We start from the raw sequence: 26,000 nt of genomic DNA, 5'->3' as shown, positions 1-26,000 counted from the left end.
AAACTGGATTTATAAAACATGGCAATTCAATGGTTTCCCGGCCACATGCACCTGACGCAAAAGGCGATAGCCGAACGCGTCAAAAACATCGATGTCGTGATCGAATTGCTCGACGCCCGCCTGCCCGGATCCAGCGCCAACCCGATGCTGGCTGAGCTGACGCAGGGCAAACCGACACTCAAGGTCCTGAATAAGCAGGACCTGGCCGACCCGGAGCGCACCGTGCAGTGGCTGGCGCATTACAACAGCCAGAGCGGCACCCGCGCCATCGGGCTGGACGCCAGCATGGCGGCGCCCGCCAAGGCACTGGTCAAAGCCTGTTTTGAGCTGGCGCCCAACCGCGGTGGCATGGTCAAGCCGATGCGGGTGCTGATCTGCGGCATTCCCAACGTGGGCAAATCGACCCTGATCAATACGCTCACCGCCAAGCGCGCTGCCAAGACTGGCGATGAAGCCGGCATCACCAAGCTGGAGCAGCGCATCAGCCTGGCCGACGACTTTTATCTGTACGACACGCCGGGCATGTTGTGGCCGCGCATCATTGTGGCCAAGAGTGGCTACAACCTGGCCGCCAGTGGCGCCATTGGTCGCAATGCCTTTGATGAAGAAGAAGCGGCGCTGGAACTGCTGGATTATTTAAAAACGCATTACCCGGCGCTGCTGGAGGCCCGCTTCAAGCTCACGGGTGTGGCCGCCATGACAGATGAGCTGTTGCTGGAAGCGATTGGTCGCCAGCGCGGCGCTTTGCAGGGTGGCAAAAAGGTTAATCTGCAAAAGGCCGCCGAGATTGCGATCTACGACTTTCGCTCGGGCGTGATCGGTCGCATGACGCTGGAGACACCCGAAGAATTTGCCCAGTGGCTGGCTGTGGGGAAAACGCTGGATGCCCAGCGTCAGGTGAAAAAGGATGCGATCGAACTGGACCGAAAAATCAGGTTCAAAAAAGTCCCGCGCCCGGATTTACGCTCATCACGCTGATTTCAAAAAGCTTCGTGCCGCAGCACCACGTCCGAGCAGGGGTAGGCCACACAGGGCAGCACGTAGCCGTCGTCTTTTTCTTCGGCGCTCAAACCCGGCCACTCGATCTGGTAGTGCACCTGACCACTGTCCAGCTTGCTGAAACAGGTGCGGCAGGTGCCGTTGCGGCAGGAGCTTGGCCAGTCGATACCACCTTGTTCCATTGACATCAGCAGCGGCTGATGCGACCAGGCATCAAACTGGCGGGCATCGGGTTCGGCGAAGCCAGTGAAAATTGTCGGGTTCTTGTCTACACTCATCGATCAATTATATTTAGCCAATGAAATCCATATTGCCACTGAGCTTGCTGGTCAAGCCCGACCCAAACGACCCTCAGCCCCTCATCATTTACCATGGCCACACCTGCCCGGACGGCTTTGCTGCAGCGCTGGCGGCCTGGACGTATTACCATGGCAAGGCCGAATTTTTGGCCCTCGACCATGGGGATGTCCGGTCGGTGGATGACTTGCCGGCGCTGGCCGGGCGCGCCGTGTACATTTTGGACTTTTCCTTTGGTGAAGCTATTTTGCGCGCCATTGAAGAACGCGCCGCCAAGCTGGTCATGCTGGACCATCACCTGAGCGCGGCGGAGAAACTGACCGGTTTTGTGTGTTGCTGCGGTGTGGTGCACTTCGACATGAAGAAGTCGGGCGCCCGATTGGCCTGGGAGTTTTTCCATCCGGCACATCCAGTGCCGGATCTGGTCCGGTTTGTCGAAGACCGTGACATCTGGGTCTGGCAATATCCTGAAAGTGCCAGTTTTCTGGCGGCCCTCGACATGGAGCCGTTTGACTTTGCGCGCTGGCAGTACATTGCACAAATGGATGCCGTGCAACTGGCGGCCTTCATCGAACGTGGCCACGCCATGGACGAGAAGTTTTCAAAGCTGGCCGAATTGATCGCTGATGCGGCGAGCCCCGTGGTCTTCAATGGCGTGGCTGGACTGATGGTCAATGCACCCGGTGTCTTTCACAGTCTGGTGGGTGATTTGCTGTGTCGGAAATCCGGCACCTTTGCCTTGCTCTGGAGTGTCGACAAAAAAGGGGTGGTCAAGTGCGGCCTGCGCTCCAGGTCTGATTTCAATTGCATTCCCCTGGCGGCCAGCATGGGTGGGGGTGGCCATGCCCAGGCCAGTGGATTCAAGATGCCGATCGATCGCCTGCCTGAACTGCTCGGTGGTACCCTGACGGGAACCATGACGGATGCACCGACCTGATCTGAACAGAGCAAAAAAAAGGGTTGGTCTTGCGACCAACCCTTAAGGAGTCCCTGAACCTGAAGGTTTCGAAAGGACCCGAGGAGACAACGGTTGGAAAACTTTCGTTTTCGATATTCCAAATGATACCAAGCAAGCCAGGGTTTCCCCTTGGTTTTAAAGTCAAATTCTTAAATTAATTTGATGTTTGACTTGCCGGACTCAAACATTAACGCTTTTTAGCAGCAGGTTTGGTGGTAGCGGTGGCCGCCACGGCATTGAAGTTGGCTTCGGCCACGTCAGTGGCTTGCTTGACCGCTTTTTGCACGGACTCCAGGGCACTGGTAGCAGCAGCCACCGAGCTCTTCATCACCGCCACTGCGGTTTCAGAACCGGCAGGTGCGTTTTTGGCGGCGGCTTCAACCATACCGGCAAATTGTTGCTGGGCTTCAGCAGCCTGGCTTTCAAAAGCCTTGGTGAACTCGCTGGAAGCGCCGGTCGCGATTTCGTACAGGTGACGGCTGTAAGCAGCGGTCTTTTCAGCCAGGGGTTGCAGCAGGCCGGATTGCAGTGCCAGCAATTCCTGGGCATCTTTGACGCTCAACATGGCCTTGGCGGCGTCACCGGTTTCAGCCAAAGCAGCTTTGGACGCGCTCAGGTTGAGTTCAACAATCTTTTCCACGCCTTCAAAGGCTTTGGAAGTCAGGCCCAACAGGGTTTCAACATTGGCTTTTTGTGAGGCCATCACTTGTTCTACGGTCAGCATAATCAATTCTCCAGAGGTTTAGTAAAAAGGTATCTGCGCCGAAACTGAGTGAACCCGGTTTATGTTGCAGTGCAGCATGGTTTGAATTATAGGGGGATCCCAAGTCTGCGCAAGCTTTTTTTGTTGCATTGCAGCAAATTAGAGACTAATTCCTAATCATCTGGGGTCAGAGCACGTCGCTGTGCGGGTGGTCTGACCCGCAAAGTCTCAAAATGCCAGTTTTGTCATCAAGCCAAAATAACGCCATGCAGGCTTTTTATTCAGATCATTTTGTCTTGCCCTTGCCGCCGGGACATCGTTTTCCGATGGCCAAATACGCCATGCTGCGCGAAGCCATCGCGCAGCATCTGCCGGCGGTGACGTTGTTGGAGGCGCCCGCTGCCAGCGACGGCCAATTGGCCCTGGTGCACACGCCCGGGTACATCGAAACCCTGGTGAGCGGCCAGATCAGTGCCGCTGCCATGCGCGAGATTGGCTTCCCCTGGAGCGAATTCATGGTGGCGCGGGCGCGACGCTCGGTAGGTGCCACGGTCGCGGCGGTGCGCTCGGCACTGCAAACCGGCGTGGCGGCCAATCTGGCAGGCGGCACGCACCATGCTTACGCCGACAAGGGCGGCGGATTTTGTGTTTTCAATGATGTGGCGGTGGCGGCACGTCTGGCGCAAGCAGAGTGGCAGCGGCAACACCGTCAGCCCCTGAAGGTGGCGGTGATCGACCTGGATGTGCATCAGGGCAATGGCACGGCGCATATTTTTCAACAAGACGACAGCGTGTTCACGCTGTCACTGCATGGCGACAAGAATTTTCCGTTTCGCAAGGAGGCCAGCGACCTGGACGTGGCGCTGCCTGATGGCTGTGGCGATACGGAGTACCTGGCCGCGCTGGAGCAGGCGCTGCTCGAGCTGAGCCAGCGCTTTGAGCCCGGCTTGGTGCTGTACCTGGCCGGTGCCGATCCCTACCGGGGTGACCGCCTGGGTCGCCTGGCCTTGACCGAGGACGGGTTGGAGGCGCGGGATCGGCGCGTGTTTGACTGGTGTCATGAGCGCCGGATTCCGGTGGCGTTCGTGATGGCGGGTGGCTATGGCAGGCAGATTGAAGAGACCGTCCGGATTCAACGCCGCACCTTTCGCCTGGGGCTGTCTTATGCACAGCGCTGGCAGCAGCATCCAGGTCAACAGGCCGGTCTGGACGTTTGAAATTATTGAAAACTCTCCCGTGCGAATATCACAAGAACAAGACGGCTAAATGTTTCACAATCCAGCCATGCGCGCCAAACGCGTGCCACAACGAGGAGACAAGATAGATGACCTTAAGCACCTTTGAAGCGCGAACCTACCCGCCAAAACCGACCGATGTCTACCTGTTTGCCACCTGTCTGATTGACCAGTTCGCGCCCGAGGCGGGTCTGGACACGGTACGCCTGCTGGAGCGCGAAGGCATTCGGGTGCATTACCTGGAAGCGCAAACCTGCTGCGGCCAGCCCGCCCACAGCAGCGGTTTTCCGGAGGAGGCACGTGCCGTGGCCTTGCAGCAATTGAATCTGTTTGTCGAGCCCTGGCCGGTGGTGATTCCATCGGGCTCTTGCGGCGGCATGATCCGCAAGCATTACCCGCATCTGTTTGCCGGCGACCCGGTGTTGCACGCCAAGGCGGTGGACCTGTCGGAGCGGGTCTATGAACTCAGTGAATTCCTGGTGCATGTGGTCAATTTCAGCCAGCCAGACCTGGGCGCGCCATGCACCATCGCGCTGCACACCTCGTGCCACGCGCGCCGCGAAATGGGCGTGCATGAGACCAGTGTGGCGCTGCTTGACAGCATGGCGCAGGTGACCGTGAAGGAACAGGTACGCATTGAGGAGTGCTGCGGCTTTGGCGGTACCTTTGCCATGCGTTATCCCGATATTTCCGAGGCCATCGTCAGCGACAAGGTGGCCGCCATCCGCGACACGGGGGCTGGCTTGGTGGTCAGCGCCGACTGCGGTTGCCTGCTCAACATTACCGGTCGCGCTGCCAGGCAGGACGAATTGGCTGGCTTGCCCCAGCCCACGTTGCCGGGTGAACACCTGGCCAGTTTTTTGTGGCGTCGAACGGCTGAACAAGCCGCCACCGGAGACGCCGCATGAACGCGACCTTGAACCCCACCGGCGCGGCTGAAGCGAACGCGCGCAGCAGCATCCTGGGCCGATTGCGCGCCACGGCCACGCCGGAGCCGCTGCCCTTGCCAGATGTCAAGGCCTGGTTTGAAGCGCACCAGCGCAGTGAAGACAGCGCCCAGCGCGTGAGCCGCCTGCGCGCCGCGCTGGAAGCCGTCAAAACCGAGGTGCACGACACCACGGCTGCCGATTGGCCCGATCTCTTGTTGCGCCTGGTCGCCGCCAAGGGCCTGCGCAATCTGCTCATTGGCACTGACACGCCGCACGGTGCCGCATTGGAGGCGCGTCAACCCGCCAACCTGGAACTCAAACGTTATGCCGAGTCCATTGATTCCTGGCGCGATGTGCTGTTTGACGAGGTCGATGCCTCGCTGACGCTGGCCAAAAGCGCCATTGCCGAGATTGGCAGCCTGATTGTGTGGCCCACGCCCGCCGAACCGCGCCTGATGTCGCTGGTGCCGTCGGTGCACTTTGTGCTGCTGGATGTGGCCACCATCCATGCCGATTTTCATTCGGCGGTGGCAACCGAGGGCTGGAAGGACAGTTTGCCGACCAACGCGCTGTTGATTTGCGGCCCGTCCAAGACCGCCGACATCCAGCAAACGCTGGCCTACGGTGCGCATGGCCCGCGCGAACTGGTGGTGCTGTTGCGTCACGCAGCCCCCGCCCAACCAGGAGCAGCCGCATGAGCCAGGTCATCAAGATCCACCCGATGGAAGACTTCAAGGAGCGCAGCCGCAGTGTGCTCAATGATCCGGGTCAGCGCAAGAATTTTCGCGGCGCCATGGACTTCCTGCAGGCCAAACGGCGCGCCCAGTTTCCCGATGAGCAAGAGTTGCAGGGTCTGCGCGAACTGGGTTCACAAATTCGCCGCTACAGTTTGGCCAACCTGCCGCGCCTGCTGGAGCAGCTTGAGGCCCGGCTCACCGCCAACGGCATCCAGGTGCACTGGGCGCAAAACCCCGATGAGGCCAACGCCATTGCCCTCGGTATTGCCCAGCGGGTCAAGGCCAAACGCATCATCAAGGGCAAGTCGATGGTGAGCGAAGAGGTGGGTTTTAACCACGCCATGGAGGCAGCCGGTATCGAGGCGCTGGAATCCGACATGGGTGAGTACATCGTGCAGCTCGCCGGCGAGGCGCCGTCGCATATCATCATGCCGGCCATCCACAAGACCAAACAGGCGATTGCCAAGCTGTTTGCCGAAGAAATTCCGGGCGTGGCCTATACCGAAGACGTTGATGCCCTGATTCGCATTGGTCGCAAGGTGCTGCGGCGCAAGTTTGCCGATGCCGACATCGGCTTGTCGGGCGTGAACTTTTGCGTGGCCGAAACCGGCACCCTGTGCCTGGTGGAAAACGAAGGCAACGGTCGCATGTGCACCACCGTGCCCAAGGTGCATATCGCCATCACCGGCATTGAAAAAGTGGTGGAAAAGCTGGAGCATGTGCCGCCGCTGTACAGCCTGCTGTCGCGCTCGGCCACCGGCCAGGCGGTCACCACCTATTTCAATTTGATCAGCGGCCCGCGCCAGCCCGGTGAAAAAGACGGCCCCGAAGAAGTGCACCTGATCCTGCTCGACAACGGCCGCACCCAGGCCTATGCCGATGAAGAACTGCGCGAAACCCTCAAATGCATCCGCTGCGGCGCCTGCATGAACCATTGCCCGGTGTATGCGCGCATCGGCGGCCACGCCTATGGCACCACTTACCCGGGCCCGATCGGCGCCATCATCTCGCCGCACATGCTGGGGCTGGATGCCACTTACCCGCTGGCCTTTGCCTCGACCCTGTGCGGGGCCTGCGTTGAGGTCTGCCCGGTCAAGATACCGATCACCGATATCCTGGTGCGCTTGCGCAATGCCTCGCAAGCCAAGCCTGACAGCGACGAGGCCACCTTGCGCGGCAGCGGCGCCGGGCGCACCGCAGCCAGTACAGCGGTCTGGAATGTCTGGGCCCAGGTGTATGGCCGCTCGGGCCTGTACAAGCTGGCATCCTGGTTCATGAGCCGGGGCCGCGCCCTGTCACCGTCCGACCAGGGCGCCTGGACGCGCAGCCGCACGCCGCTGGTACCCGCTCCCAGGCGCCTGCGCGACCTGCTCAAGGAAAAGGACCGAAAATCCTGACCCATGCACAAGCCACAACCTGAACCGCGCAGCGCCTACAAGGTGTTTCGCGCCATCAGCACCCGCTGGATGGACAACGATGCCTATGGTCACGTCAACAATGTCGTTTACTACAGCTGGTTTGACACGGCGGTGAACGCCTACCTGATCGAGCAGGGCGTGCTCGACATCGAACACGGTCAGACCATTGGGCTGGTGATCGAAACCCAGTGCAATTATTTCGAGCCGCTGGCGTTTCCACAAACCGTCGAGGCCGGCATTCGCCTGGCGCGCCTGGGTAATTCCAGTGTGCGCTTTGAGGTCGGGCTGTTTGCGCAAGATGCCCCCTTGACCGCCGCCAAGGGCCACTTCATCCATGTCTATGTGGACCGTGCAACGCGCCGGCCCACCCCCTTGCCCGAACCCCTCAAAACTGTCCTGGAGAAACTCGTTTGACCCCAGAAAAATTGTCTGATTCAGAACTGAACGCAGCCACCGTGGACACCGCCATCACCTCGCGCATGTCTGCCCGCGCCTTTACCCAACGGGCGGTAACGCAGCAGGCCCTGCACGACATCCTGCAGGTGGCAAGCCGGGCCCCGTCGGGCACCAACACCCAACCCTGGAAGGTCTATGTGCTGCAAGGCAATAGCCGCAACAGTCTGGTGGACAAGGTCTGTGCCGCCCATGATGCGCTGCGTGCCAACCCGGCGCTGGCCGCCGCGTACTGCGAAGAATATGACTATTACCCTGAAAAGTGGGTCAGCCCCTACATTGACCGGCGCCGAGAAAATGGCTGGGGCCTGTACAACTTGCTCGGCATTGGCAAGGGTGACAAGGACAAAATGCATGCGCAGCACCAGCGCAACTACAAGTTTTTTGACGCCCCGGTGGGCCTGATGTTCACCATCAACCGGATCATGGGGCGCGGCTCCTTGCTCGATTACGGCATGTTTCTGCAGAACATCATGGTGGCGGCGCGCGCCCGTGGCTTGCATACCTGCCCGCAGGCGGCGTGGAACGGCTATGCCAGTCTGATCCTGCCGCACATTGGCGCCGGCCCGGACGAAATGCTGGTGTGCGGCATGGCCCTGGGTTACGCGGATACGGAGCAGTTGGTGAACAGCTTCCGCACTCCGCGTGAAGCGGTGTCAGAGTTCACCCGCTGGCTGGACTGAATCAGCGACGACATTGCGAGCGCAAGTGAAGCAAACCATGACTTCCGACGGCATCGACTGCCGCGCTACCGCCTGTCCTGAGCCCGCCGAAGGGCTCGCAGTGACGGTTTTCTTTTTTCTTACTTGAGGTCGTCCGCCAACACTTTGACGATGCGCTGCGCGTCAGCCATCGCCGCTTGACTGCCATTCGCGTTTTGCACCGACACCGTGCTGGTGTTGCCCTGGCTCTGTACCGAGATGGTGAATTTTTGCGGTGCACTGTCGGGCTTGGAAGAGCCGAAGAGTTTGCCAAAGAAGCCCGGTTCGGCCTTGTCGGCGTTGGGCGCCACATAACGCACAAAGTAAATGCCTTTGCTGCGGTCACGGTCTTCCACGGTGAAATTGGTGCGGTCCAGCGCCAGACCCACCCGGCGCCAGGCACGGTCAAATTCGTCATTCAGGCGCACCACAGGCTGGCCGTTGACGGTGTCCATCTGGGCGCCTGTGCTGCCCGGCCCGGCGGCGACCAGGGCTTTGGATTGCACCTCGGAGATGCCAAGCTTGACCATCAGGCGGCGCAAAAATTCGGTTTCGAGCTCGGGGTCGGCGGCACGGGGCTGCCACACGGTCTGGTCTTTGGAGGTCGAGCTATAGACCTCGATCATGCCGCGGTGGCTGATGAAAATGTCGGTGCCGCCGCTGGGGTTGCGTTCCAGACGGGTGCGAAACTTGTCACGTTCGCCGGTGGAGTACAGCGAATCAAACACCTTGCCAATGGTGTTGCGGATGATGTCCTGCGGGATTTTGGCCCGGTTTTCTGCCCAGTCGGTTTCCATGATGCCCAGGTTGGCCTGGTCCATCACCAATAAAAAACCGTTTTCCAGCCAGAAGTCTTTCACCGGCTCCCACAATTTGTCGGCCGGGCGGCTGATGACCAGCCAGCGTTGGGTGCCGGCGCGCTCGATGCGCACATCACCCAAGGACGTTGCCGCTGTGGGCGTGGTTTGAGTGGCAAGCTGGCCAATTTGAAAACTGGAAGCGGTGACCGCTGCGCCAGGTACGGCATAACGTGTTTCGCGCGACAGCTGGGTCAGGTCAGGTGGCACTTCAAGTGTCGGCGCCTTGCCGGCACTTTTGTAGTCCACCTTGTCGGTCTCGAGCACCGAGCACGCGCCCAGGGTCAGGGTCAGGCCAAGGAGTGCAATTCTGGAAATAGGGTTCACAAAGGTTCCTTTGGGTCAAAGATCGGTTCAGCGGGGGACAGCGGAGCAGCCTGGCGTCAAAGCAGGCCAACGTCGCGCAAGGCGGCTTCTACCACCGGCACGTAGGCGGGGGTCAGCTCCGTCATGGGCAAACGCAGCGTTCCGCCACACAGGTTCATGCGTGCCACGGCCCATTTCACAGGGATCGGGTTGGCTTCGACAAACAGGTTCTTATGCAGTGGCATCAATTTGAATTGAATTTCCATGGCGCGTTTGACATCACCGGCGATGGCTGCCATGCACAGTTCGTGCATCAGGCGCGGGGCCACATTGGCCGTGACGCTGACGTTGCCATGACCACCGCACAGCATCAACGCCACTGCGGTGGGGTCGTCACCTGAATAAATGGCAAAGTGCCTGGGGGCCTCGCGAATCAGCCATTGGGCACGGTCCATGTTGCCGGTGGCTTCCTTGATGCCCACGATGCCGGGCACCTGGGCCAGGCGCAGCGCCGTTTCAATGGTCATGTCTGCCACCGTGCGCCCGGGCACGTTGTACAACACCATGGGCAGGTCAACGGCTTCGGCAATGGCCTTGAAGTGCTGGTACTGGCCTTCCTGGGTCGGCTTGTTGTAGTAAGGCACCACCTGCAACTGGTAATCGGCGCCCACTTTTTTGGCGAATTTGGTCAGTTCAATGGCTTCAGCGGTGCAGTTGGAACCGCAGCCGGCCATGATAGGCACGCGCCTGGCAGCCTGTTCCACGGCGACACGGATGATCTCACGGTGCTCTTCGACACTGACGGTGGGCGACTCGCCGGTGGTGCCGACCACGCCAATGCAATCCGTTCCCTCGGCAATGTGCCAGTCGATCAGTTTGCGCAGCGCCGGGTAGTCCACGCTGCCGTCAGGATGCATGGGGGTGACCAGGGCAACAATACTGCCGGTAAGTTGGGGCGTGGAGTTTGACATCTTGTCTTCTGGTAATTGGATTAACGTATCATTTTAGCGAGAGCGGGTAACGCGCGGGTGACGATGCCGTGTTAAAGGCTTGCAAGGGCCTGAAAGCCGCAATGCGCTGCACAAAGCGCTCCGGGTTCGGCAGGAAACCATCCTCAAACGCCACTATGCGCAGGCTCTGGCAGAGTTGCAGCAATTCGCCGGTTTGCAGCAAGAAATCGGGCCGGGCCGGTTTGCCTACGGTTTCGTTGCCCTGGGCAAAGGTTTCATAAAGCAGCAAGCCATCTGGTGCCAGGCTTTGCAGCAATACGGGAAACAGCGGCCGCCACAGGTAATTGGTGACCAGCACCACGTCAAATTGTTGCGGCAGGCCGTGCTGCATCAGGGGCCAGGGACCGCCTTCGATGTCCGCCTGGACCGTGTCGCCGAAGCGGCCGGCTTGCGCCAGCGCCTCCGCCGAGCGGTCGATGCCGGTGCAATTGCAGCCCCGTTGGCTCAGCCATGCCATGTGGCGACCCGAGCCGCAAGCCACGTCCAGCACGCGCGCGTTGGGGTGGATCAAATGCTGCCAGTGTTGCACCCAGTCAGAGGGCTCACTCAAGTTGTGATCAGACACTAAAAGCAACCCCACACCTGGTTGGCCAGCGTCATGACAAAGTCGGGCTGGGTGTACATGGCAAACACCAGCCCCAGCACCACAGCCAAGCCGGTGTAGAGCAGGACTTTCTGGACCGGTTTCATGGCGTCAGGCCCCCTGGGGCACCGGTGTGCGCACAATGGCGGCTTCCTTGATCGGCAGGTTGACCAGCGCTGCCAGCACGCCCAGTGCAATCGCGATGTACCAAACGATGTCGTAGCTGCCGGTGCGGTCAAACAGATAGCCGCCCAGCCAGACGCCCATGAAAGAGCCGATCTGGTGGCTGAAGAAAACAAAGCCTCCAAGCATGGACAAATGCGCCACACCAAAAATCTGCGCCACGGTGGCATTGGTCGGCGGCACGGTGGACAGCCACAGCAGGCCCATCACGGCCGAGAACACGTAGACGCTCATGGGCGACAGCGGCACCAGCAAAAAGATGCTGATGACGACAGCGCGCGCAAAATAAATGAAGGCCAGGATGTTTTTCTTTTGCATGCGCTGGCCCAGCACGCCTGCGGCGTAGGTGCCAAACACATTGAACAGGCCAATCAGCGCCAGGGAGATGCTGGCCACGTTGGACGCGAGTCCCTGGTCTTTCAGGTAGCTCGGCATGTGCACACCAATGAACACCACCTGGAAGCCGCAGACAAAATAACCGGCCATCAGCAACTGGAAGCTGCGGTATTGAAAGGCCTCGCGCAGCGCCTGCATAATGGACTGCTCGCGAAAATGCCCGGCGCCGCCCCTGAACCCCGGCTCACGCAGGCCCCAGGCCAGTGGCATGATCAGCAGCGCCGCCAGCGCCAGCGCCACCAGGGCCTGCTGCCAGCCCAGACTGTCAATCAGGAAACCCTCGGTCGGCACCATCAGGAACTGACCAAAGGAGCCCGCCGCTGCCGCCACGCCCATGGCCCAGGAGCGTTTGCTGGCGCTGATGTTGCGGCCAATCACGCCGTAAATGATGGCATAGGTGGTGCCCGCTTGCGCCATGCCTATCAGCACCCCGGCACTCAGCGACAGCAGCAGCGCGGTGGTGGCATAGGCCATGCCCAGCAGCCCCAGGGCGTAAAGCAGGGCGCCACCCACGATGACGCGAAAAGCGCCAAAGCGATCGGCCAGCATGCCGGCCAAAACGCCGGTCAATCCCCACACCAGGTTTTGGATGGCCAGGGCGAAGGCAAAGGTTTCGCGGCTCCAGTTCAGGTCTTGTGTCATGGGCTGCAGCCACAGCCCAAAGCCGTGCCGGATGCCCATTGAAATCGTGACGATGGCGGCTCCGCATAGCAGGACCTGGTTCATGGAAAGTGTTTTGGCGGGATGCGACATGCGTGGAATATACCGAACTATGCCCGCCCCGCACCCGCCAGGTCTTTAAGCCTTAATGCTCTGCGCGCACGTTGTCCTTGTAAGAGTACAGCGTCACGGCGGGCACGGTCAACTCGTTTTTCGGGGTGAAGGCGATGTTGGCGGTGATACCCTTGAGCTTGGTTTTGCCGATGAACGGGGTGTAGACCGCGGGATCGACGGACTGGGCGCGCTTCATGGCATCCACCAAAACATAGGTGGCATCGTAGGCGTAGGGGCTGTAAATCTGGAACTGGCCAGGAAAACGGGCATCGTATTTTTTCTTCCAGGCCGCGCCGCCCTGCATTTTTTGCACTGAAGCACCGCCCGTGGCGCAGGTGACGCCCTTGAGTGCAGCCGCCTTGCTGGAAAGCTCAGCCAGCTTCTCGGTGCACAGGCCGTCACCGCCAAAGAACTTCACATTGGACATGCCCAGCTGCGCCATCTGGCGCAGCATGGGGCCGGCCTGGGAGTCGAGGCCGCCGTAAAAGATGGCATCTGGTTTCTTGCTCTTGATGTTGGTCAGGATGGCCATGAAATCGGTGGCCTTGTCCGTGGTGAACTCTTCGGCCAGGATCTGCATGCCCTTTTGTTTGGCGGTGGCCTTGAAGACGTTGGCCAAACCCTGGCCATAGGCCGTGCGGTCATCAATGACGGCAACCGTTTTGAGTTTGAGCTTGTCGCTGGCATACACGGCCAGCGCCGCACCCAGCGCGTTGTCGTCGGCAATCAGGCGGAAAGTGGTGGCGTAGCCGCGCTTGGTTACGTCGGGGTTGGTGGCTGCCACCGTGATGTGGGGCAGATCGCATTTGTTGTACACGGATGAAGCCGGGATGGTGGTGCCCGACTGCAAGTGGCCGACCACGCCAGCCACTTTGGAGTCGCACAGCTTTTGTGCCACTGCGGTGGCCTGACGCGGGTCGCCGGCGTCGTCCTCGGCCGCCAGTTCAAATTTGATTTTCTTGCCGCCAATGACGATGGCCTGGGTGTTCAGTTCGTCAATGGCCATGCGCACGCCGTTTTCTGTATCTTTGCCGATGTGGGCAATGCCACCCGAAGTCGGGCCGGCGTGGGCGATACGCACGGTTTGCACATCCTGTGCGCTGGCGAAGACAGTGGTGAGTCCCAACACGGCAAGGGCAGTGAGACGAAGTGAAACGTAATGGGTAGAGGTCAATTTCATGGTCGGTGATCAGAGTTTCAAATGAAAAAAAGCAACATCAGGGTTTTCCCTGATGTGTCGATGTTACTCCCGGGCCGTTTGTTGCCATGTCGGGTTCTGCTGTCAGCGGCTGCGCCAAGTCGATGGCATGGGCAACGCCGGTGAAGCGGTGAATTTTGAAGACTGGTTATCCATCCAGTTGTTTAAAAACCGGCTGATTACAATGCGCTGTTATGGCAAGCAAACCCACCCCCGAATATTCCGAAAACTCGATCCGCGTCCTGAAAGGGCTGGAGCCGGTCAAACAGCGTCCGGGCATGTACACCCGCACCGACAACCCGATGCACGTCATCCAGGAGGTGCTGGATAACGCCGCTGACGAAGCGCTGGCCGGGCACGGCAAAAAGATCAAGACCATCGTCCATGCCGACGGATCGATCACCGTCGAAGACGATGGCCGTGGCATTCCCTTCGGCATGCACCCCACCGAGCATGCGCCGGTGATCGAACTGGTATTTACCCAGTTGCACGCCGGTGGCAAATTTGACAAGGGCCAGGGCGGTGCCTACAGTTTTTCCGGTGGCCTGCATGGCGTGGGTGTGAGCGTGACCAATGCCTTGTCGCTGCGCCTGGAGGCCACTACCTACCGCGAAGGCCAGGTGGCACGCCTGGTGTTTGCCGGTGGCAACGTGATCGAGCCCCTGAGCGTGCGACCGGCAGGCGAGGGCGACCGCAAGTCGGGTACCACGGTGCGGGTCTGGCCCGACGGTAAATATTTTGAGTCGATGGTACTGCCGATGGCGCATCTGGAGCACCTGTTGCGCAGCAAGGCGGTGTTGATGCCAGGCGTTTCGGTGACGCTGGTGCAGGAGAAAACCAAAGAGTCCCAGACCTGGGTGTTCAAGGGAGGCTTGCGCGATTACCTGACGCAGACCCTGACCGGTGAGCCGGTCATTCCGCTGTTTGAAGGCGAGGGTTTTGCCGACGCCCAGCACGACAGTTTTGCCGAGGGCGAGGGCGCGGCCTGGTGCGTGGCCTTCACCGAAGACGGCCAGCCGGTGCGCGAAAGTTATGTCAACCTGATCCCGACTCCCGCCGGTGGCACGCACGAGTCGGGCTTGCGCGATGGTTTGTACACGGCGGTGAAAAGCTTTGTGGAAATGCATTCGCTGTTGCCCAAGGGCGTCAAGCTGCTGCCCGACGACGTCTTTGCGCGCGCCAGTTATGTGTTGTCGACCAAGGTGCTCGACCCGCAGTTCCAGGGCCAGATCAAGGAGCGACTGAACTCGCGTGATGCGGTGCGGCTGGTGTCCAGCTTTGTCCGGCCGGCGCTGGAGCTGTGGCTGAACCAGAATGTGGAATACGGCAAGAAGCTGGCCGAGATTGCCATCAAGGCCGCGCAAAGCCGCCAGAAGGCAGGCCAAAAGGTTGAAAAGCGCAAGGGCTCGGGCGTGGCGGTGTTGCCGGGCAAGCTCACCGACTGCGAGAGCCGCGACATTGCCGAGAACGAGGTTTTTCTGGTCGAAGGTGACTCGGCGGGCGGCAGCGCCAAGATGGGGCGCAACAAGGAAAGCCAGGCTGTGCTGCCCTTGCGCGGCAAGGTCCTGAACACCTGGGAAGTCGAGCGTGACCGCCTTTTTGCCAACAACGAAATCCACGACATTGCCGTGGCCATTGGCGTCGATCCGCACGGACCCGATGACGCCCCCGATCTGAGCGGCCTGCGCTACGGCAAGATTTGCATTTTGAGTGATGCTGACGTGGACGGTTCGCACATCCAGGTGCTGTTGCTAACCTTGTTTTTCAAGCATTTTCCCAAGCTAATCGACACCGGTCATGTCTTTGTGGCCCGCCCGCCGCTGTTCCGGGTGGATGCGCCGGCACGCGGCAAAAAGCCCGCGTCCAAGGCCTATGCCCTCGATGAAGGCGAACTCACCGCCATTCTGGACAAGCTGCGCAAGGAAGGCGTGCGCGAAGGCACCTGGACCATCAGCCGCTTCAAGGGCCTGGGCGAGATGAACGCCGAACAGTTGTGGGACACCACGCTGAATCCCGACACCCGCAGGTTACTGCCGGTGCATTTGGGCAGCTTGAGTGTGCTGCAAACCTCCGAACTCATGACCAAGCTGATGGGCAAGGGGGAGGCTGCGGCGCGCCGGGAGTTGATGGAGTTGCACGGGGATTCGGTGGAGATTGATGTTTAACTGTCGGATAAATTGGGCTGGCTACTGCTCGATTCATCGATGCGTCTAGCGAGGTGGGCAGTCTGGGGGACTGACGATTTCTGGTACTCCAGTATGAGGAAGTTGCCCAGACTGCCTGCCTCGCGGGTTACCTGGCGCAATGATGAGGCTACTTGATTTTTGAATTTTTGAAACTGGTTTTATGACTGATCAACTCATTTTTGAACCCCCGGCCCCGGCCCAGCCCGAGGGTGACGACGCGCTGAACCTGGCCACTTATGCCCAGCAGGCCTATCTGGAATACGCCCTTAGCGTGGTCAAGGGGCGCGCCTTGCCGGATGTGTGTGACGGTCAGAAACCGGTGCAGCGGCGCATTTTGTATGCCATGAGCCGCATGGGCCTGGGTTTTGGTGGCGCCAATGGCAACACCGGGGCCAAACCGGTCAAATGTGCGCGCGTGGTGGGTGATGTGTTGGGCCGTTACCACCCGCACGGCGACAGTGCCGCCTACGACGCGCTGGTGCGTATGGCGCAAGACTTTTCGCAGCGTTACCCGCTGATCGACGGCCAGGGCAACTTTGGCAGTCGCGACGGCGACGGCGCTGCCGCCATGCGTTACACCGAGGCGCGGTTGGCCAAAATCACCAGCCTATTGCTCGACGAAATCGACGAGGGCACGGTCGATTTTTCACCCAACTACGACGGCTCCACCGAGGAGCCCAAGCAGCTGCCGGCGCGCCTGCCGTTTGCCCTGCTCAACGGCGCCAGCGGCATCGCCGTGGGCCTGGCCACCGAAATCCCGAGCCACAACCTGCGCGAGGTGGCCGATGCCTGCGTGGCGCTGATCAAGACGCCGAACCTGCTGGACGATGAATTGTTTGCCCTGCTGCCGGGCCCGGACTTTCCCGGCGGCGGCCAGATCATCAGCAGCGCCGCCGAGATTGCCGAGGCCTACCGCAGCGGTCGCGGTTCCTTGAAATGCCGGGCCCGCTGGAAGATCGAAGAACTGGCGCGCGGCCAGTGGCAACTGGTGGTGACCGAGTTGCCGCCCGGTGTCAGCACCCAGCGCGTGCTCGAAGAAATTGAAGAGCTGACCAACCCCAAGATCAAGGCCGGCAAGAAAGCCCTGTCGCTGGAGCAAAACCAGCTCAAGGCCACCGTGCTGTCGGTGCTCGACGGCGTGCGCGACGAGTCCAGCAAGGACGCGGCCGTGCGCCTGGTGTGCGAGCCCAAGACCAGCAAGATCGGCCAGCAGGAGCTCATCAATACGCTGCTGGCGCATACCAGCCTGGAAACGTCAAGCCCGATCAACCTGACCATGATCGGGCTCGATGGCCGGCCCACACTCAAGTCGCTGCGCCAGATGGTCACCGAGTGGATTGCGTTCCGGCAGACCACCATCGAGCGGCGCACCCGCCACCGGCTGACCAAGGTGCTGGACCGCATCCACATCCTGGAAGGCCGGGCGCTGGTGTTGCTCAACATTGACGAGGTGATCGCCATCATCCGCCAGGCCGACGAACCCAAGGCGGCCTTGATCGCGCGTTTCAATCTGTCGGAGCGGCAGGCTGAGGACATTCTCGAAATCCGCCTGCGCCAATTGGCGCGGCTGGAGGCCATCAAGATCGAGCAGGAGCTGGCCGGTCTGCGTGAGGAGCAGAACAGGCTGGAAGAAATTCTGGGCAGCCCGGCGGCGCTGCGCCGCCTGATGGTGAAAGAAATCGAGGCGGACGCCAAGACCTTCGCTGATCCTCGCCGCACCCTGATCCAGACCGAGAAAAAAGTGGTGCTCGAAGTCAAGGTGGTGGACGAGTCTGTGACCGTGGTGGTCAGTCAGAAAGGCTGGGTGCGCACGCAAAAAGGCTGGGCGCGTGACCGGCTCAATGGCGCGCCAACACCCGAATACAACTTCAAGGCTGGCGATGCGCTGTATGGCACGTTCGAGTGCCGCTCCGTCGATACCCTGCTGGCTTTTGGCGCCAACGGCCGCGTCTATTCGGTGGCGGTGGCGCTGCTGCCCGGTGGCCGGGGCGACGGTCAGCCGATCACCAGCCTGATTGAACTGGAGGCAGGCACCCAATTGCTGTCTTATTTTGCCGGTCCGATGGAGGCTACGCTGTTGTTGAGCAGCTCCGGGGCTTACGGATTTACCGCCACGGTGGCCAACATGGTCTCGCGCCAAAAAGCGGGCAAGGCCTTTGTCACCGTGAACGAGGGCGAAACCCTGTGCCAGCCCTCCTTGGTGGCCAATGCCGCAACCGCTGTCGCGCCAGCCACCCATGTCGCCTGTGCCTCCACGGGCGGGCGCATTCTGACCTTCGAGCTCAGCGAACTCAGGCCACAAGCCAATGGCGGCCGTGGCCTGATGCTGCTGGACTTGGAGGCCAAGGACACGCTGGCCGGCGCGGCCGCCTACACCCGAAGCGTGCGCATTGAAGGCATTGGCCGCGGTGGCAAGGCGCGTGATGAAACACTGGAAATCCGCAGCCTCAACAACGCCCGGGCGGCACGGGCACGCAAGGGCAAGGTGGCTGACCTCGGTTTCAAGCCGGTGTCGATCACGCGGGTGGAATAGGTTTTCCGGCTTTTTACAGCTTGAAAACCTGCTGCACCGTGCGCTGCAGCAGCGCCAGCGTGGCTTGCTGCGTCAGTGTGGTGGGCCTAAGTGCGCTGGTGGCCATGCAGATTTTGGTGCGCAATACCGGGTCCGTGATGGTGCGCACGGTGAATGCGGAGGGCCGGATCGAACTGGCCACTGCGTTGCGCGACAGCACGGCGCTGCCGGCTCCGTCTGCCACCAGATCCAGAATCGCGGATACCCCATCAATTTCAAGTGCCATGTTCAGGCGACAACCCAGGTTGGCGAGTTCGGTCTCCACCTGCATGCGGATGGCGTTGGGCCGGGTCGGGATGACCAGCGGCAAGCGGGCCAGTTCGCGCAGTGTGATGGGGCCGGGTGGCGGTTCTTCGGCCAGACCGGGCGGGCGCCGTTGCACCAGCAGCAGGTCTTCTTCGAGCAGCGGGGTGATGTCGATGTCGGAACTGGGCTGGGCGTTGTAGAGCACCGCAATGTCGAGCCGCCCGGCCAGTAGCGACTCCTGCATGGGCATCGACAAGCCTTCGCTGATGGCCAGCGTGGCATCGGGCAATTCGGTTTGATGGGCCCGGATCAGCGGTACGGTCAGCACCCGCGCCAGGCTGGTCGGCAGGCCCACGGCCACTCTGCCCGCCAGCGAGCCGCGCACCCGGCCCAACTCTTCACGTGCACGTGCCACTTGGTGCAGGATGCCGCGACCATGCGCCAGCAGCAGTTTGCCGGCCTCGGTGGGCAAGGCGCCGCGGCCGTTGCGCGTCAGCAGGTTTTGCCGCAGCTCCACTTCCAGCAGGCGCACCTGACGGCTTAGTGCCGGTTGCGCCACGTTCAGGGCAATGGCGGCGCGGGTAAAACTGCCAAGCTCGGCCACGCGCACAAAGTATTCGAGTTGTTTCAGGTCCATGGGCTGTCGTCGGTGAAGTGTCTGTGTTGTGGGATTAAGGGTTAACCATAACAAGATGCCAATTATGCCAAGTTGTTATATCTGGTAGTGGCTTGATTGGCTTTTGAAGGTCGGCAGATATCGTCAAAATCCGCCCCATGCAAACTCCCATTCCCTGTTATTTCATGCGCGGTGGCACCTCACGCGGGCCATTTTTTCTGGCCTCGGATTTGCCTGCTGACGTGGCCACGCGGGACCGGGTGCTGCTGGCGGTGATGGGTTCGCCGGACCGGCGCCAGATCGACGGGTTGGGCGGCGCGCACCCGCTGACCAGCAAGGTCGGCATCGTCAGCACCAGTCAAACGCCCGGTGTGGCGGTGGACTTTTTGTTTGCCCAGTTGCAGCCCGAGCGCGACACCGTGGACACCACGCCCAACTGCGGCAACATGCTGGCTGCCGTGCTGCCCTTTGCCATCGAGCGCGGCCTGGTTCCCGTGCAGGGTGACACCACCACAGCGCGCGTGCTGACCCTCAACACCGGCATGCAGTGCGACATCACGGTGGCCACGCAAGGCGGCCGGGTGAATTACGGTGGCGACGCCCGCATTGACGGCGTTCCAGGTAGTGCCGCGCCAGTCACCATCAATTTTCTGGATACCGCCGGCTCGGTGTGTTCCAGCTTGCTGCCGACAGGGCAGGTACGTGACACCATCACGGTCACTGGCGAAAATTTTGCCCCCTTTACGCTCGATGTGACCTGCATTGACAACGGCATGCCGCTGGTGCTGATCGAAGCTGCCGACATGGGCCGCACCGGTTATGAGAGCGTGGCCGAACTCAATGCCGATGACAACCTGAAGCGCCGCCTGGAAGCGCTGCGTTTGCAGATTTCGCGCAAGATGGGCCTGGGCGATGTGGCGCAAAAGAACTATCCCAAAATGACGCTGATTGCGCCGCCTCGCGCCGGTGGCAGCATCAACACCCGCAGTTTTATTCCGCATGTGTGCCATGACGCCATTGGCGTGCTGGCCGCCGTCACGGTGGGGACCGCCTGTGTGCTCAAGGGCTCGGTGTGCGACGGCGTGGCCGTGATGCAGCCGGGCAACGCGCCCACGGTATCGGTCGAGCACCCCACCGGAGAATTCAGCGTGGCCCTGGGGCTGGACCCGCAAGACCCGCAGCAAGTGACGCAAGCGGCCTTGCTGCGCACGGCACGCCTGATCATGCGGGGCGAGGTCATGGTGCCCGCCACGATCTGGTCCGGCCCTGCCTCGGCGCGCTGAAACAACCGCTACCATTTGAACTGGAAAACTTGGTTTTATTTTTACAACAGGAGACAACATGAAAGCATCATTTAAATCCTTCGCGGCACTCTCAGTGCTGGCTTGCGCCGCACTCAGCGCCTCAGCGCAGACGGTCACGCTCAAGGTGCACCACTTCCTGCCGGCCGGCTCGGCCGCCCAGACCATGTTCATCAAGCCCTGGTGCGACAAGATCGCCCTGGAATCCGGCGACAAAATGAAATGCCAGATCTACCCGTCCATGCAGCTCGGTGGCACACCGCCGCAGCTGTTTGACCAGGTCAAGGACGGCGTGGTCGATGTGACCTGGGTGTTGCCCGGCTACATGGCGGGTCGCTTCCCCTTGTCTGAAGTGTTCGAGCTTCCCTTCATGATGCAAAGCCCGGAGGGCACCAGCAAGGCGCTGTGGGACTTTGTTCAAACCAATCCGAACGTGGCCGCCGAGTTCAAGGATGTCAAGCTGCTGGCGCTGCACGTCCATGGCGATGGCGTGTTTCACATGACCAACAAACCCATCAAAACCATGGCTGACCTGAAGGGTCTGAAAGTCCGTGCCCCGACCCGCCAGACCAACAAGCTGCTGGCCGCATTGGGTGCCACCCCCGTGGCCATGCCGGTGCCGGCCGTGAGCGAGGCCCTGGCCAAGTCGGTGATCGACGGCGCCCTGGTGCCCTATGAAGTGGTGCCTTCGGTCAAGATCCAGGAGCTGGTCAAGTTCCATTCCGAGACCGACCCGGCCGAGCCCGCCATTTACACCTCCACGTTCGTTTTTGCCATGAATAAGGCCAAATACGAGAGCCTGCCGCCTGACCTGAAAAAGGTGATCGACGCCAACAGCGGCCAGGCCCTGTCAGGTCAGGTCGGCAAGACCTTTCTGGCGGCCGATGGCATTGGCAAGAAGCTGACCGAAAAGAACACCCACAACGTGATTCCTGCCTCAGAGCTCCAAAGCTGGAAAAAGGCGAGCGAGCAAATCACCACGGATTGGGTGGCAGATGTCACCGCCAAAGGTGCCAACGGCAAGTTGCTGCTGGAAAACGCACGCGCCTTGATCAGCAAGTACGCGGTCAAGTAAGCAAGCTGTCGGCTCGACCTGGGTGGCGTGCGTCACACAGGTCATCCCCCAATTTCAACCATTTGATGCGTCCCTGGATGGCAGCGTCAGAGTAGGAGTGTTCATGCATGAGCCCATTCCCGGTGCCGACCCTGGTGCCGCTTCGCTTGCCTTTGGTCCTATAGGCCAAATTTTGTTTCGCGCCTCCAAAGTGTCGGCCATCATGGGCGGCCTGATGTTCGTGGCCATCGTGGTCATGAGCATCATCAGCATTGTCGGGCGCAAGCTGTTTGCCGCGCCGGTGCCCGGCGATGTCGAAATGCTGCAAATGGCGGCCGCTTTTGCCTCGGCCAGCTTTTTTTCTTACTGCCACCTCAATGGCGGTGATGTCAAGGTGGACTTCTTCACCGCCAAGGCCAGTCCGGCCACGGTGCATCGCCTTGATGCTTTTGGCTCGCTGCTGGTGGGCTTGTTCGGGGCGCTGATCACCTGGCGCGCCGCCGTGGGGGCGTTGGCGATCAAGGAGGCGGGTGAGACCAGCATGATTCTGGGCTGGCCAATCTGGGTTGCCCAGGTGTTGATGGTGCCCGGGTTTCTGCTGATGGCGCTGGCTGGTTTCTACATGGTGAGTTTTCACTGGCGCATGAGCGCGGCGCAAAGCGGGGTGAAGTCATGAGCGGTATTGCCATTGGCGGCGTCATTTTTGCCTGCCTGATGCTGCTGCTGGTGGTGCGCGTGCCGATTGGCATCGCCATGTTCACCATGGGCGCAGCGGGTTACTTCTATCTGACCGGGGCCGAGGCGCTGCCGATCCTGAATTTCCTTAAAAACCTGGCCTATGCCCGCCTGTCCAACTACGACATCGTGGTGATCCCGCTGTTTTTGCTGATGGGCCAGTTCGCCACCCATGGCGGCTTGAGCGCGGCACTGTTCCGGTTTGTCGAAGCTTTCATGGGCCACCTCAAGGGCGGTGTGGCCATGGCCTCGATTGGCGCGTGTGCCGGTTTTGGCGCCATTTGCGGTTCGTCGCTGGCCACCGCAGCGACCATGGGGCAGGTGGCTTTGCCCGAGCTCAAGCGCTTTGGTTACTCGGGTTCCCTGGCGACCGGCGCACTCGCAGCCGGCGGCACGCTGGGCATCATGATTCCGCCGTCGGTGCCACTGGTGATTTATGCCATCCTGACGCAGGAGTCGATCGGCAAGCTGTTCATGGCTGCGGTGCTGCCGGGCATCATCGCCATGCTGGGCTACATGCTGGTGATCAAGATCATCGTCACCCTCAACCCCAATGCCGGCCCGGCCGGCCCGCGTTCGAGTTGGGCCAAGCGTCTGAAGGCGCTGCTGCAGGTGGCACCCGTGCTGGCTGTCTTTGTGGTGGTGATCGTCGGTATCTACGGCGGCTGGGCCAACCCGACCGAGGCGGCCGCCATTGGCGCCGCAGCCTGTGGCGTGCTGGCGGTGGTGTCGGGCGGCATGCGCTTGCGCGGTTTGATCGACAGCGCTTTGGGCACCGCACAAGCCACGGCCATGATTTTTCTGGTGCTGCTGGGGGCCGACATGCTCAACACCGCACTGGCCCTGTCGCAGATGCCGGTCGAGCTGGCCGCCTGGGTGCAGGCCAGCCAGCTGAGCCCGATGGTGGTGATGATCGCCATTTTGCTGATCTACATCTTTTTGGGCTGTGTCATGGACAGCCTGGCCATGATCCTGCTGACCATCCCGATTTTTTACCCGGTGGTGATGGGGCTGGACTTTTTTGGCATGACCGATAGCGACAAGAGCATCTGGTTCGGCATCCTGGCGCTGATGGTGGTCGAGATCGGCCTGGTGCACCCGCCGGTGGGCATGAACGTGTTCATCATCAACCGGCTGGCCCGCGACGTGCCGCTGGTCGAAACCTTCAAGGGCGTGATGCCGTTTTTGCTGTCTGACTTCATTCGCATCGCCATGCTGCTGATGTTCCCTTCCATCGCACTGGTGCTGGTGCATACCTTTAAGGGGTGACTCACATGACAACTTCCATTCGTACCCAGGTGGCCATCATTGGCGCGGGGCCCAGCGGCCTGCTGTTGGGCCAGTTGCTGCACAAGGCCGGCATTGACGCGGTCATCGTCGAACGCGTCTCGGGCGACTATGTGCTGAGCCGCATCCGTGCCGGTGTGCTGGAGCAGGTGGCCATCGATCTGCTCGACGAGGCGGGCGTGGGCGCACGTATGCACCGCGAGGGCTTGGTGCACGGCGGCTTTGACATGCTGTACTGCGGCAAGCGCCATCGTGTGGATCTGAACGGCCTGACCGGCGGCAAGAACGTGATGGTGTACGGCCAGACCGAGGTCACCCACGACCTGATGGATGCGCGTGTGGCAGCGGGCTTGCCCACTTATTACGAAGCCAGTGAGGTGCAGGTGCTGGACTTTGACACCCAACGGCCACGGGTCACTTTTACCCACCAGGGCCAGGCCATGGAACTGGTGTGCGACTTCATTGCCGGCTGTGATGGATTCCATGGCGTGTGCCGGGCCAGCGTACCGCGCAAGTCGATTCAGGAGTTCGAGAAGGTCTATCCCTTTGGCTGGCTCGGGCTGTTGTCCGACACCCCACCGGTGCACGACGAACTCATTTATGTCAACAGTCCGCGCGGTTTTGCCCTGTGCTCGCAGCGCAGCAAAACCCGCAGCCGCTACTACCTGCAGGTGCCGCTCACCGACCGCATTGAAGACTGGACCGACGCCGCCTTCTGGCAGGAGCTGCGCCTGCGGCTCGACGATGAAGCCAATGCCAAACTGGTCACCGGGCCGTCGATCGAAAAAAGCATTGCGCCGCTGCGCAGCTTTGTCACCGAACCCATGCGTTTCGGCCGCCTGTTCCTGGCCGGGGACGCCGCGCACATCGTGCCACCCACCGGTGCCAAGGGCCTGAATCTGGCCGCCACCGACGTCAAGTACCTGTGCAACGCGCTGGTCGATTTCTACCAGAAACACAGCGAGCACGGCATCGACACCTATTCCGAACGCTGCCTGCGCCGCATCTGGAAAGCCGAGCGTTTTTCGTGGTGGATGACCACGCTGATGCACCGTTTTCCTGAGGATGGCCCGATCACCAGCCGCTTCCAGGAAGCCGAGCTCGACTACCTGCTCAACTCGCACGCCGGCTCTCTGTCGATCGCCGAGAACTATGTCGGCCTGCCGCTCGATTTTGCCGAGCCCAAGTCTTGATTGACCCATGATTTTTAGAAAGCATCGCCATGATCATCGACTGCCACGGCCACTACACCACCGCACCCAAAGCGCTGGAAACCTGGCGCAACCAGCAAATCGCCGGCATCAAGGACCCCGCCCTTAGCCCGAAGGCGGCCGACCTGCACATCAGCGACGACGAACTGCGCGAGTCGATCGAGGCCAACCAGTTGCGCCTGATGCGCAGCAGGGGTTCTGACCTGACACTGTTCAGTCCGCGCGCCAGTTTCATGGCGCACCACATCGGCGATTTCAATGTCTCCAGCACCTGGGCGGCCATTTGCAATGAATTGTGTTTCCGCGTCAGCCAGCTGTTTCCGGACAGCTTTGTGCCGGTGGCCATGCTGCCGCAATCGCCCGGCGTGGATCCGGCAACGTGCATCCCAGAGCTGGAAAAATGTGTGCGTGACTATGGCGCAGTGGGTATCAACCTCAACCCCGACCCCAGCGGCGGCCACTGGACCTCGCCCCCTTTGAGCGACCGGCATTGGTACCCGATTTACGAGAAGATGGTGGAATACGAGCTGCCGGCCATGATCCATGTGTCCACCAGTTGCAACGCCTGTTTCCACACCACCGGCGCGCATTACCTCAACGCCGACACCACGGCCTTCATGCAGTGCCTGACCAGCGACCTGTTCAAGGATTTTCCGACGCTCAAGTTTTTGATCCCGCATGGCGGTGGCGCCGTGCCCTACCACTGGGGCCGTTTCCGTGGCTTGGCGCAGGAATTGAAGAAGCCGCTGTTGCAAGAGCATCTGCTCAACAACATCTTCTTTGACACCTGCGTTTACCACCAGCCCGGCATTGATCTGCTCACCACCGTGATCCCGGTGAAAAACGTGCTGTTCGCCAGTGAAATGATTGGCGCGGTGCGTGGTATTGACCCCGAGACCGGTCATTACTATGACGACACCAAGCGCTACATCGAAGCCAGCACCCTTCTGAGCGATGCCGATCGCCAGCAGATTTATGAAGGCAATGCGCGGCGCGTGTTCCCGCGCCTGGATGCGCGGCTCGCCGGCCGGCAAGCCGACTGATCCGGTCCAGCC

General features: G+C 60.9%; 25 protein-coding genes. 16 read left to right on the top strand and 9 right to left on the bottom strand.

Annotation, left to right across the window (positions count from 1 at the left end; translation table 11 throughout):
* The first annotated feature begins 18 nt into the window (after nt 1–18).
* Entirely contained in the window at nt 19–978 is a 960-nt protein-coding gene (gene ylqF / locus NDI87_RS00715) for a ribosome biogenesis GTPase YlqF (RefSeq protein ID WP_296272837.1), read from the top strand.
* Nucleotides 979–980: 2 nt separating this feature from the next.
* On the opposite strand, the gene NDI87_RS00710 is transcribed toward ylqF, so the two are convergent.
* Nucleotides 981–1,277: a 2Fe-2S iron-sulfur cluster binding domain-containing protein gene (locus tag NDI87_RS00710; RefSeq protein ID WP_296272835.1), complete on the bottom strand. Its 297-nt coding sequence runs from the start codon at nt 1,275–1,277 to the stop codon at nt 981–983.
* A 20-nt stretch (nt 1,278–1,297) separates the two neighbouring features.
* Here NDI87_RS00710 and NDI87_RS00705 point away from each other — a divergent pair, with 20 nt between their 5' ends.
* A complete protein-coding gene (locus tag NDI87_RS00705; protein WP_296272833.1) occupies nt 1,298–2,233 on the top strand; it encodes a DHHA1 domain-containing protein in 936 nt (311 codons plus the stop codon).
* Between the two features lie 208 nt (nt 2,234–2,441).
* On the opposite strand, the gene NDI87_RS00700 is transcribed toward NDI87_RS00705, so the two are convergent.
* Nucleotides 2,442–2,981 carry a phasin family protein gene (locus NDI87_RS00700; protein WP_296272882.1) on the bottom strand — a complete coding sequence of 180 codons (540 nt, stop codon included), beginning with the start codon at nt 2,979–2,981 and terminating at the stop codon, nt 2,442–2,444.
* Nucleotides 2,982–3,223: 242 nt separating this feature from the next.
* Here NDI87_RS00700 and NDI87_RS00695 point away from each other — a divergent pair, with 242 nt between their 5' ends.
* The 6 genes from NDI87_RS00695 (at nt 3,224) to NDI87_RS00670 (ending at nt 8,412) form a co-directional block, all read left to right on the top strand.
* Nucleotides 3,224–4,174: a histone deacetylase gene (locus NDI87_RS00695; RefSeq protein ID WP_296272831.1), complete on the top strand. Its 951-nt coding sequence runs from the start codon at nt 3,224–3,226 to the stop codon at nt 4,172–4,174.
* A gap of 107 nt (nt 4,175–4,281) precedes the next feature.
* Nucleotides 4,282–5,100: a (Fe-S)-binding protein gene (locus tag NDI87_RS00690; RefSeq protein WP_296272828.1), complete on the top strand. Its 819-nt coding sequence runs from the start codon at nt 4,282–4,284 to the stop codon at nt 5,098–5,100.
* The gene (locus NDI87_RS00685; RefSeq protein WP_296272825.1) at nt 5,097–5,819 is read left to right on the top strand and encodes a lactate utilization protein; all 723 of its coding nucleotides are present in this window, start codon (nt 5,097–5,099) and stop codon (nt 5,817–5,819) included. Before NDI87_RS00690 ends, NDI87_RS00685 begins: the two co-directional genes overlap by 4 nt.
* Nucleotides 5,816–7,255, top strand: coding sequence for a LutB/LldF family L-lactate oxidation iron-sulfur protein (locus NDI87_RS00680; RefSeq protein ID WP_296272823.1), 1,440 nt, complete (start codon nt 5,816–5,818; stop codon nt 7,253–7,255). The genes NDI87_RS00685 and NDI87_RS00680 overlap by 4 nt, the downstream gene beginning before the upstream one ends.
* A 3-nt stretch (nt 7,256–7,258) precedes the next feature.
* Nucleotides 7,259–7,690 carry a thioesterase family protein gene (locus NDI87_RS00675; protein WP_296272821.1) on the top strand — a complete coding sequence of 144 codons (432 nt, stop codon included), beginning with the start codon at nt 7,259–7,261 and terminating at the stop codon, nt 7,688–7,690.
* A 65-nt stretch (nt 7,691–7,755) separates the two neighbouring features.
* Nucleotides 7,756–8,412: a nitroreductase gene (locus NDI87_RS00670; protein ID WP_296272880.1), complete on the top strand. Its 657-nt coding sequence runs from the start codon at nt 7,756–7,758 to the stop codon at nt 8,410–8,412.
* A 119-nt stretch (nt 8,413–8,531) separates the two neighbouring features.
* Here the strand turns inward: NDI87_RS00670 and bamC are convergent, their stop codons facing one another.
* From bamC to NDI87_RS00640, 6 genes are all read right to left on the bottom strand, one after another.
* Nucleotides 8,532–9,614 (bottom strand): outer membrane protein assembly factor BamC, encoded by a 1,083-nt coding sequence (gene bamC / locus NDI87_RS00665; RefSeq protein WP_296272820.1) that lies wholly within the window; start codon nt 9,612–9,614, stop codon nt 8,532–8,534.
* A 56-nt stretch (nt 9,615–9,670) separates the two neighbouring features.
* The gene (gene dapA / locus NDI87_RS00660) at nt 9,671–10,564 is read right to left on the bottom strand and encodes a 4-hydroxy-tetrahydrodipicolinate synthase (protein ID WP_296272818.1); all 894 of its coding nucleotides are present in this window, start codon (nt 10,562–10,564) and stop codon (nt 9,671–9,673) included.
* 28 nt (nt 10,565–10,592) lie between these two features.
* Nucleotides 10,593–11,153 carry a class I SAM-dependent methyltransferase gene (locus tag NDI87_RS00655; RefSeq protein WP_296272816.1) on the bottom strand — a complete coding sequence of 187 codons (561 nt, stop codon included), beginning with the start codon at nt 11,151–11,153 and terminating at the stop codon, nt 10,593–10,595.
* A 14-nt stretch (nt 11,154–11,167) separates the two neighbouring features.
* Nucleotides 11,168–11,293, bottom strand: a complete 126-nt coding sequence (locus NDI87_RS00650; protein WP_296272814.1) for a hypothetical protein — start codon at nt 11,291–11,293, stop codon at nt 11,168–11,170.
* 4 nt (nt 11,294–11,297) lie between these two features.
* On the bottom strand, nt 11,298–12,491 hold the full coding sequence (locus NDI87_RS00645; RefSeq protein WP_296272812.1) for an MFS transporter: 1,194 nt from the start codon (nt 12,489–12,491) through the stop codon (nt 11,298–11,300).
* Nucleotides 12,492–12,570: 79 nt separating this feature from the next.
* Nucleotides 12,571–13,719, bottom strand: coding sequence for a branched-chain amino acid ABC transporter substrate-binding protein (locus tag NDI87_RS00640; protein WP_296272810.1), 1,149 nt, complete (start codon nt 13,717–13,719; stop codon nt 12,571–12,573).
* A gap of 212 nt (nt 13,720–13,931) precedes the next feature.
* On the opposite strand from NDI87_RS00640, the gene NDI87_RS00635 reads away from it, so the two are divergent.
* Nucleotides 13,932–15,902 carry a DNA topoisomerase IV subunit B gene (locus NDI87_RS00635; protein WP_296272808.1) on the top strand — a complete coding sequence of 657 codons (1,971 nt, stop codon included), beginning with the start codon at nt 13,932–13,934 and terminating at the stop codon, nt 15,900–15,902.
* Nucleotides 15,903–16,083: 181 nt separating this feature from the next.
* Nucleotides 16,084–18,456 (top strand): DNA topoisomerase IV subunit A, encoded by a 2,373-nt coding sequence (gene parC / locus NDI87_RS00630; protein ID WP_296272807.1) that lies wholly within the window; start codon nt 16,084–16,086, stop codon nt 18,454–18,456.
* A gap of 13 nt (nt 18,457–18,469) precedes the next feature.
* Here the strand turns inward: parC and NDI87_RS00625 are convergent, their stop codons facing one another.
* Nucleotides 18,470–19,378 (bottom strand): LysR substrate-binding domain-containing protein, encoded by a 909-nt coding sequence (locus NDI87_RS00625; RefSeq protein ID WP_296272806.1) that lies wholly within the window; start codon nt 19,376–19,378, stop codon nt 18,470–18,472.
* Between the two features lie 137 nt (nt 19,379–19,515).
* Between NDI87_RS00625 and NDI87_RS00620 the strand changes: the two genes are divergently transcribed.
* From NDI87_RS00620 to NDI87_RS00595, 6 genes are all read left to right on the top strand, one after another.
* Entirely contained in the window at nt 19,516–20,640 is a 1,125-nt protein-coding gene (locus NDI87_RS00620; RefSeq protein ID WP_296272805.1) for a 4-oxalomesaconate tautomerase, read from the top strand.
* Between the two features lie 58 nt (nt 20,641–20,698).
* On the top strand, nt 20,699–21,733 hold the full coding sequence (locus NDI87_RS00615; protein ID WP_296272804.1) for a TRAP transporter substrate-binding protein: 1,035 nt from the start codon (nt 20,699–20,701) through the stop codon (nt 21,731–21,733).
* Between the two features lie 103 nt (nt 21,734–21,836).
* On the top strand, nt 21,837–22,388 hold the full coding sequence (locus tag NDI87_RS00610) for a TRAP transporter small permease (protein WP_296272802.1): 552 nt from the start codon (nt 21,837–21,839) through the stop codon (nt 22,386–22,388).
* Nucleotides 22,385–23,716 carry a TRAP transporter large permease gene (locus NDI87_RS00605; RefSeq protein ID WP_296272801.1) on the top strand — a complete coding sequence of 444 codons (1,332 nt, stop codon included), beginning with the start codon at nt 22,385–22,387 and terminating at the stop codon, nt 23,714–23,716. The genes NDI87_RS00610 and NDI87_RS00605 overlap by 4 nt, the downstream gene beginning before the upstream one ends.
* 17 nt (nt 23,717–23,733) lie before the next feature.
* A complete protein-coding gene (pobA, locus tag NDI87_RS00600; protein WP_296272878.1) occupies nt 23,734–24,927 on the top strand; it encodes a 4-hydroxybenzoate 3-monooxygenase in 1,194 nt (397 codons plus the stop codon).
* A 29-nt stretch (nt 24,928–24,956) separates the two neighbouring features.
* Nucleotides 24,957–25,988 (top strand): amidohydrolase family protein, encoded by a 1,032-nt coding sequence (locus NDI87_RS00595; RefSeq protein WP_296272800.1) that lies wholly within the window; start codon nt 24,957–24,959, stop codon nt 25,986–25,988.
* The last annotated feature ends 12 nt before the right edge of the window (nt 25,989–26,000 follow it).

Origin of the sequence: Rhodoferax sp. (assembly GCF_023701345.1) — a bacterium.
In the GTDB taxonomy this organism is placed as follows: Bacteria; Pseudomonadota; Gammaproteobacteria; order Burkholderiales; family Burkholderiaceae_C; genus Rhodoferax.
This window is presented reverse-complemented; position numbering and strand designations above follow the sequence as displayed.